An 8,216-nucleotide genomic window follows, 5' to 3' on the forward strand; every position below is an offset into this window, starting at 1 on the left:
ACCCAATTGGGTGCTTTTTTAATTTGTCACTCTTACTTTTTCGGAGCAGGTACAGAAGCCTCGGTAGTAATGTTTACTGTAATTTTATCGCCCACATTTGGAACATAACCGCCTACCCCAAAGGCTGAACGGTTAAATGAAGTGGTTGCATTGAAACCAATCGTTTGTAATTTGGTCATTGGATGTACGCCTTGTTTATTTAAAACTGCATCCAGTACCACAGGTTTAGTGACATCTTTCACGGTTAAGTTGCCGGTGATTTTATATTTGTTTTTGCCTAAAGCCTGAACTTTAGTACTTTTAAAAGTAATATTCGGATATTTGGCAACATCAAAAAATTCTGCTGTCTTAATATGGTCATCCAGTGCTTTCACATTCGTATTAATGCTTGCAACCGGGATGTTCACATTGACCGAAGAATTCGCAGGTTTTTCATTATCAACATTAATGGTGCCTTGGATGTCACTGAAGTTTGCAGATGGCGTAGAGAAACCAAAGTGGCTCCAAGAGAAAACAGTTGCTGAATGAGTCGGGTCAATCGTATAGGCCACTGGTTTTGCCATAGAAACTGTTGCTACAGATGCGACCGCCAAGCCTAATGCTAATGTTTTGAAATTCATGTTTTTATCTCACGTTTTGGATGTTATTAAGTGTATAGAATCTGGAACCGTTTACAGCCCTAAAGATAAAACGTTTTGTTGCAGCGATGAAACGATAAAATTGTAAGTTATTTTTTTAATTTTTGAGCTTTAATCCATACGGTACTGAATGAATCCTGTTTTCTTGGCGACTTTGTTATACAACGCTTGTGCCTGATGGTTTGATTCCTGAGTCAGCCAGTAAACCCGGTCGCAATTACGCTGCTGCGCGACCTGATAGACATGTTGAATCAGCTTGCGCGCCACGCCTTGTCCGCGATAGTCCAGATGGGTAAATAGATCCTGCAAATAGGCATAAGGTCTTACTGTCCAGCTACTGTTATGTTCGATGACATGCACAATCCCAACGACCTTTCCATCCATCAGCGCCGCAAAACCGTACATTGAATCTAGCTCATAATTGGTTAATTTATCCCAGGTATTTTTACTTACCTCATCCGAAATTTGGGTCTGATAAAAGCGTTGATAGTCTTGCCATAAAAATAGCCATTCTGGCTGTGATATTTGCTCTAAAGATTTGATCTGGATCTGGGATGATATTTCCATATTGAGTAACTTCTTTGGTTTATGTATTTAATTATCTTTAAGTCAATTACTTACGATATAAGTCATTAAGTTTTTATGATGACATAAACTTAGATTTATCTTATCTAATGTTCATAAGCAACTGCCAGATGAAAATCATCCGATATAAAAAAAGCCCCGCTCAGGGACTTTTAGTATTTTCTATTAAAGTTTTTCAACCAGAATACGATCCATCTGTTTCAAACCAGAATGCTTTTCATGGTTCTTGCGACGTACTTTAATGATTTTTTCTTCAGCCATTTCCTGAAGTAATAGCTCAACCGCCACCATTGCTTCAAGGGGTAGATCCTGCCCGATCCATTTCTGCTCGCCTGCATCCATTAAAGTAATTTCATCACTAATTTGTTCATACAAGCTCATGTTTATCTCACTCTTTCATTTCAATTATGGGAGAACACTTTTTAGCGGTTGCCACATGAATACAAGGCTAGAAAGCGGAAAAACAAAAGACGCCCCAAAACTGGGGCGCCCTTAAAAAACCACTTAATCAGTTGATTAAGCAATAATCTCTTTTACAGCTGCTACAACAGCTTCAGTTGTAATGCCGAAGTGTTTAAACAAGTCTTTAGCAGGTGCAGATTCGCCATAAGTGGTCATACCGATCACACGGCCATCCAGACCTACAAATTTCCACCAGTAATCCACATGTGCAGCTTCAACCGCTACACGTGCACGAATATTTGAAGGAAGAACCGCTTCACGATACGCAGCATCCTGTTTCACGAACTCTTCAGCACATGGCATAGATACGACACGCACACCTTCAAGCTGTGCATATGCTTCCATTGCAAGAGAAACCTCAGAACCAGTCGCAATGATAATTGCTTTCAATTCGCCTTTTTCTTCAGCTAGAACATAACCACCTTTCGCTACATTCTCAATTTGTGCTTGAGTACGAGTTTGGAATGGCAGGTTTTGACGAGAGAAGATCAACGCTGTTGGACCTTCTGAACGCATTAAAGCTGATTTCCAGGAAATCGCTGCTTCAACAGTGTCGCATGGACGCCATGTATTCAGGTTTGGTGTACCACGTAAAGATGCGATTTGTTCAATTGGCTGGTGTGTAGGACCATCTTCACCCAGACCGATTGAATCGTGAGTATATACATGGATCACACGTTGTTTCATCAGTGCAGACATACGTACTGCATTACGTGCATATTCCATAAACATCAGGAATGTTGCTACATAAGGAATGAAACCGCCATGCAGTGCAACACCGTTGGCAATCGCAGTCATACCAAATTCACGTACGCCGTAGTGAACATAGTTACCTGCTGGATTGTCCTGTACGCCTTGCGCGCCTTTCCAAAGTGTCAGGTTAGAACCTGCAAGGTCAGCAGAACCACCTAGTACTTCTGGTAGTGAAGGCACAAGAGCTTGTAACGTATTTTGGCTCGCTTTACGTGTAGCAATGGTTTCTTCTTTTGCATTTACTTCAGCGATATAAGCATCCGCTTTTGCAACAAAGTCAGCTGGAAGATCACCAGAAAGACGACGTTTTAATTCAGCTGCTTCAGTTGGATATTTTGCTGCATAAGCGGCAAAAGTTTCATTCCATGCTGCTTCAGCTTGTGAACCTTTATCTTTGGCATCCCAAGCTGCGTATACATCTTCAGGAATGACAAACGCTTCATCTGACCAACCCAAAGCTTCACGAGTCAATACGATTTCGTCATTACCTAAAGGAGCACCGTGACAGTCTTCTTTACCCTGTTTGTTTGGTGAACCTAAACCAATCACTGTTTTACACATGATGATGGTTGGTTTATTCACTTCAGCTTTTGCTTCAACAGTGGCTTGACGGATTGCATCAGCATCATGACCGTCAACTTTGATCACTTGCCAGCCATAAGACTTGAAGCGTTGTTCTGTATCGTCAGAGAACCAACCTTCAACTTCACCGTCAATTGAAATACCGTTGTCATCATAGTAAGCAATCAGCTTGCCCAGACCTAAAGTACCTGCCAAAGAACATGCTTCGTGAGAAACACCTTCCATCAAGCAGCCATCGCCCAGGAAGCAGTAAGTGTAGTGATCTACAACTTTGATATCTTCCTTGTTGAATTGCGCTGCTAAAGTTTTTTCAGCCAGTGCAAAACCAACAGCATTTGCGATACCTTGGCCTAAAGGACCAGTGGTTGTTTCAATACCTGGTGCATAGCCCAATTCCGGGTGACCTGGAGTTTTAGAATGAAGTTGACGGAATGCTTTAAGATCTTCAATTGAAAGATCATAGCCCGTTAAATGAAGAAGTGCGTATTGAAGCATAGAGCCATGGCCATTCGACAATACGAAACGGTCACGGTTAGCCCAATTCGGATTTGTTGGGTTATGGTTTAAGAATTCGCGCCAAACCACATCAGCGATATCTGCCATCCCCATTGGAGCACCTGGATGTCCTGAGTTTGCTTTTTGCACAGCATCCATTGCCAATACACGAATTGCGTTTGCAATACGACGTTCATTAAGCGGGGTTGTCATAAATCAGCGTCCAAATAAATTCAGAAGAAATAGGAAATGATGAAAAGACTTTCAAAACTGCCGTCTATTGTCTTAAAAAAACAGCGAGGGGTAAAGACTAGCCTACAATATTTATCAATTTATTGATCTTGTATTTACCTATCGGATAAATATTCTGCACTTTTAAGGTGCATTGATTGACTAGAGTCTAAGTTAAATTCTAATAAGATGATAAATCTGGGATTATTCTTAACTATTTTTTATAAATTAAACTTTTACAATATGTTGAATTCCTCTTCAGGATACCTCCAGCTAGGAGTCAAAACAGAAGATACAGACTTAAATAAGTGATCTTTTTCCAGTCCATAAAAATGCATATGTGAATATCTAATGTCTGCCCAAGATCATCAGACATGAAAAGATAAAGGTTGAAGTTCAATCAGGCTAGTCGATACCACGAAAATTATTGTCCTCGACACTCTTTAGGTAAATAACGCTGGCTGATATCGCTAGAAGAACAACTGCCGCTATAAACATCAAAAGCGATGGATTTTCCACGGATTGCCGTATCTACCCCATCCTGCCGTAGCTTAAATTCAATTCGACAAGCTGCATTGATCACGACTTTTTCAATATATTGGGTTCCGCTGCCAATTTGACGGCCCGCATCACAATGTCCATCAGAGGCAATAAATTGAGTTCGATAGCTACCTGCCTGCTCAAAAACCTCCGCTAGTTGGCTTCGCACGACATAACTGTGATAACTCATGCCTGCTACTGTCGCCAGAATGGCAATAATCGTGAGTACAATCATGACTTCAATCAAGGTAAACGCCTTTTGATACATGCTTTTCCATCTCCGTACAGTCTTTTAAACAAGTCCATACCAAAAGATTTCGCCACTTCCTGACAGGCGGTTTCTGAAGACTTGAAGCTACTATGCAGAGTCGCACCATTTGCAGCAAGGCTATCTGTCGTGTGATCAATACACCCGCCTTAATTTATTAATAGAATGATCACTTTCCTTGATATTTTAGACACTCTAATTTTTATATTTTTCTTAGTATTTGGTTCTGCGAATTTATCTGGAAATATCACTGCTTAATAAGCGTCTCTTATCAATTCACAAACTATTTATTAAGTTTATTAAATGAATTTACCCTGCTGTTTAATTAGGCATATCAGTTTTTTTAATTCCAATAATCAAATAAAAGCACAATAATTTGAAACAATTTCGTGCAATTTTGTCGAGTTGCGCTAGTCCTAGAGCACAAGTCGATGTAACATATCGGGTCTTTAAATTTAACTGTGATAGGACTATGCGCGAGTACGCTGTATTTACTTCGGAATCTGTAAGCGAAGGCCATCCAGATAAAATGGCTGACCAAATCAGTGATGCTATCTTGGATGCAATCTTAAAAGAAGACCCATATGCACGGGTTGCTTGTGAAACGCTTGTAAAAACAGGTGCGGTTGTACTTGCCGGTGAAATCACAACAACTGCGAACATCGATTTTGAAGCGGTTGTCCGCCATACCGTTAACAGTATTGGTTATCATCATTCTGACCTTGGCTTTGATGGTTCGACTTGTGCGATCATCAACATGATCGGTAAGCAGTCTCCTGAAATTGCTCAGGGTGTAGACCGTCAGAAACCTGAAGATCAAGGTGCTGGCGACCAGGGCTTGATGTTTGGTTATGCCAGCCGTGAAACTGATGTACTCATGCCTGCGCCAATTTCTTATGCGCACCGCTTAATGGAAAAACAGGCTGAATTACGCCGTAACGGTACATTGCCTTGGTTACGTCCAGACGCAAAAAGCCAGGTGACTTTCGCTTATGAAAATGGCGTGCCTGTTCGTCTAGATGCTGTTGTGCTTTCAACTCAACACGATCCTGAAATTTCACAAGCTCATTTAAAAGAAGCTGTGATTGAAGAAATCGTGAAAAAAATCATTCCTGCCGACATGTTCCATGCAGACACCAAATTCCACATCAATCCGACCGGGATGTTTGTGATCGGTGGTCCTGTAGGTGACTGTGGTCTGACTGGCCGTAAAATCATTGTAGATACTTACGGCGGTATGGCACGTCACGGCGGTGGTGCATTCTCTGGTAAAGATCCATCAAAAGTTGACCGTTCTGCTGCTTATGCAGGCCGTTATGTTGCGAAAAACATTGTCGCTGCGGGTCTTGCAGATAAATGTGAAATTCAGGTGTCTTATGCAATTGGTGTTGCCGAGCCAACTTCAATTTCAATCAATACCTTCAATACAGGCAAAGTGTCGGATGAATTGATCGTTCAATTGGTTCGTGAGCACTTTGACCTGCGTCCATATGGTATTACCCGTATGTTGAACCTGATCCAGCCAATGTATAAACAGACTGCGGCTTATGGTCACTTTGGTCGTGAAGGTTCAGATACTGCATTTACTTGGGAAAAAACTGACAAAGTCGAAGCACTTAAAGCATCTGCTGGTCTATAAGTTTTCAAGTTTTAAAAGCTCGCTTTATGCGGGCTTTTTTTATGGCTTCTACTTTTAGCCTGACAAAAATTGAGCTGGAAATAGTTGTGTTTTGTTACATCTAAAACTCATATTAAAACGGATAAACTTATTCTTTATAAGCAGTGAGAAGCAATCCATATAAGGGTTGTAAGAAAATACATTCAGATAATCAGACGATTTATATTTGGCAAAAATTGTATAAGCCTTTATAAAAATTACATTTAGCGAACAAATTCTGATCTAATTATTAGCATAAATTCAAATAAATACTCGCTAGACTGTTTTCGACCTTACAACTACAAAGGATATGACACGATGAATAAATTACTTGTTGCTTTGGGTTTAGCTGCAACCGTTGCTTTAGTGGGTTGTAATAAGAAAGAAAATCCTGAAACAGTTGCGACAACTGGCGAACATTTAGAAAATGCTGCTACTCAAGCAGGCCATGATATGGAAGATGCCACTCATGAGGCTTCTCAGGAAACTGACCAAGCCATGGATAATGCGGCTGCAAATGCTTCCCGTGCCGCTGATGAAGCCGCCGCTGCGACTTCTCGAGCAGCAGATGCAACTGCTGAAGCCGCTAAAAACGCGACTGCTGCAACTGCCGGTGCTATTGAAGAAGGTGCAGGCAAAGTACGCGAGAAAGCTGAAAATTAATTTTTAAAGCTTTAGATCTTTAAAAGCCTGCTTTGCAGGCTTTTAAACTTTTTATACATTTCACTATTAGGCAGGTGATTGTTCTAATTAAGCTGATATCTTTTGAAATAATCACGACCTTATATCATTTAAATTCATAATTATTATCAGTTATCAGGATGTTTAATTGGCTCTTAGAAATTCTAGATCAGCCCATTTTAGTGAGAAATTGCGTAATATACGCGACTTTATTTTTTAAAGCTTGATCTCCCATGTTTGTTATTGCTGCGTCTTCCCAGCGATCGAATCTCTCGGTCTGGGTGGCTTTTATTTTACTTGTATTAGGAACTGTCGGTGCCTATCACATCGTGGGCCTGAACCAGGCTCTATTATTTCTGGTGGGTGGTGCACTGGGTATGACCTTGTATCATGCCTCGTTTGGTTTCACCTCCAGCTGGCGCGTCTTTATTAAAGAACGTCGTGGTCGTGGCTTACGTGCCCAAATGATCATGCTGGGTCTTGCTGTCTTGCTATTTTTTCCTGCTTTAGGCGCAGGTGAACTGTTCGGTAATCCAGTTCAAGGCTTTGTCAGTCCAGTTTCGCTTTCTGTGGTAATCGGGGCATTTATTTTCGGGATTGGCATGCAGCTCGGTGGCGGTTGTGCATCAGGCACACTTTATACCGTTGGTGGTGGTAGTGCCCGTATGCTGGTAACCCTGTTCTTCTTCTGTGCTGGCTCACTGATTGCAACTTCGCATATTGACTGGTGGTTTAACCTACCCCATTTCGCACCCATCTCCATTGTAGAAAGTTTTGGTGTCATTCCTGCACTTGTTTTGAGCTTTGTTGTTTTTGCTGTTATTGCTACTGCAACTATCTTTTTTGAAAAGAAACGTCATGGCAATTTAGAAGTTGAACCTCAAAGCCAGCATCAGGGCTGGAAACGTTTTTTACGTGGTCCGTGGCCATTAATCTGGGGCGGAATCATTTTAACCCTGCTTAACTTTGCTACTTTGGCGCTAGCTGGTCGTCCATGGGGGGTTACTTCTGCCCTTGCTGTCTGGGCCGCGAAATCTGCAAGTTTTGTTGGAATTGATGTAGCCTCTTGGGCGTATTGGCAGCAACCAGCAAATGCCAAAGCCTTATCTGAATCACTCTGGTTCGATATTACGTCTATGATGAACTTTGGCATCATGCTTGGTGCATTATTGGCTGCCAGTCTGGCAGGTAAATTTGCTCCGAACTTCAATATTCCAAAACGTTCATTGGTTGCTGCGGTTATTGGCGGTTTGATGCTCGGCTACGGCGCTCGCCTGGCTTATGGCTGTAATATCGGTGCCTATTTTAGTGGTATTGCTTCTGG

The 8,216-nt window shown here is 41.5% G+C and carries 8 protein-coding genes; 3 read left to right on the top strand and 5 right to left on the bottom strand.

Features of this window, described 5'->3' with window-relative positions; translation table 11 throughout:
• Positions 1-32 precede the first annotated feature (32 nt).
• The 5 genes from B4J23_RS11990 to B4J23_RS12010 form a co-directional block, all read right to left on the bottom strand.
• Positions 33-620: a YceI family protein gene (locus B4J23_RS11990; RefSeq protein WP_034702946.1), complete on the bottom strand. Its 588-nt coding sequence runs from the start codon at positions 618-620 to the stop codon at positions 33-35.
• A gap of 129 nt (positions 621-749) precedes the next feature.
• Positions 750-1,205, bottom strand: coding sequence for a GNAT family N-acetyltransferase (locus B4J23_RS11995; protein ID WP_125279317.1), 456 nt, complete (start codon positions 1,203-1,205; stop codon positions 750-752).
• 183 nt (positions 1,206-1,388) lie between these two features.
• Positions 1,389-1,604 (bottom strand): hypothetical protein, encoded by a 216-nt coding sequence (locus B4J23_RS12000; protein ID WP_125279318.1) that lies wholly within the window; start codon positions 1,602-1,604, stop codon positions 1,389-1,391.
• Between the two features lie 135 nt (positions 1,605-1,739).
• A complete protein-coding gene (tkt, locus tag B4J23_RS12005; protein ID WP_125279319.1) occupies positions 1,740-3,728 on the bottom strand; it encodes a transketolase in 1,989 nt (662 codons plus the stop codon).
• 442 nt (positions 3,729-4,170) lie between these two features.
• On the bottom strand, positions 4,171-4,554 hold the full coding sequence (locus B4J23_RS12010; RefSeq protein ID WP_125279320.1) for a pilin: 384 nt from the start codon (positions 4,552-4,554) through the stop codon (positions 4,171-4,173).
• 472 nt (positions 4,555-5,026) lie between these two features.
• Here B4J23_RS12010 and metK point away from each other — a divergent pair, with 472 nt between their 5' ends.
• The 3 genes from metK to B4J23_RS12025 all read left to right on the top strand — a co-directional run.
• A complete protein-coding gene (gene metK / locus B4J23_RS12015; RefSeq protein WP_004786281.1) occupies positions 5,027-6,193 on the top strand; it encodes a methionine adenosyltransferase in 1,167 nt (388 codons plus the stop codon).
• Positions 6,194-6,529: 336 nt separating this feature from the next.
• On the top strand, positions 6,530-6,874 hold the full coding sequence (locus B4J23_RS12020) for a hypothetical protein (protein ID WP_291360903.1): 345 nt from the start codon (positions 6,530-6,532) through the stop codon (positions 6,872-6,874).
• Between the two features lie 251 nt (positions 6,875-7,125).
• The coding region (locus tag B4J23_RS12025; RefSeq protein ID WP_291360905.1) for a YeeE/YedE family protein at positions 7,126-8,216 on the top strand (1,091 nt) is incomplete at its 3' end.

Source organism: Acinetobacter sp. UBA3025 (assembly GCF_002367915.1).
Classification (GTDB): domain Bacteria; phylum Pseudomonadota; class Gammaproteobacteria; order Pseudomonadales; family Moraxellaceae; genus Acinetobacter.

Excerpts from the sequence above, each read along its gene's own strand:
- B4J23_RS12000 (WP_125279318.1), bottom strand. The coding sequence starts at position 1,604 with ATGAGCTTGTATGAACAAATTAGTGATGAAATTACTTTAATGGATGCA.
- B4J23_RS12010 (WP_125279320.1), bottom strand. The coding sequence starts at position 4,554 with ATGTATCAAAAGGCGTTTACCTTGATTGAAGTCATGATTGTACTCACG.
- metK (WP_004786281.1), top strand. The coding sequence starts at position 5,027 with ATGCGCGAGTACGCTGTATTTACTTCGGAATCTGTAAGCGAAGGCCAT.
- B4J23_RS12020 (WP_291360903.1), top strand. The coding sequence starts at position 6,530 with ATGAATAAATTACTTGTTGCTTTGGGTTTAGCTGCAACCGTTGCTTTA.
- tkt (WP_125279319.1), bottom strand. The coding sequence starts at position 3,728 with ATGACAACCCCGCTTAATGAACGTCGTATTGCAAACGCAATTCGTGTA.
- B4J23_RS11995 (WP_125279317.1), bottom strand. The coding sequence starts at position 1,205 with ATGGAAATATCATCCCAGATCCAGATCAAATCTTTAGAGCAAATATCA.
- B4J23_RS11990 (WP_034702946.1), bottom strand. The coding sequence starts at position 620 with ATGAATTTCAAAACATTAGCATTAGGCTTGGCGGTCGCATCTGTAGCA.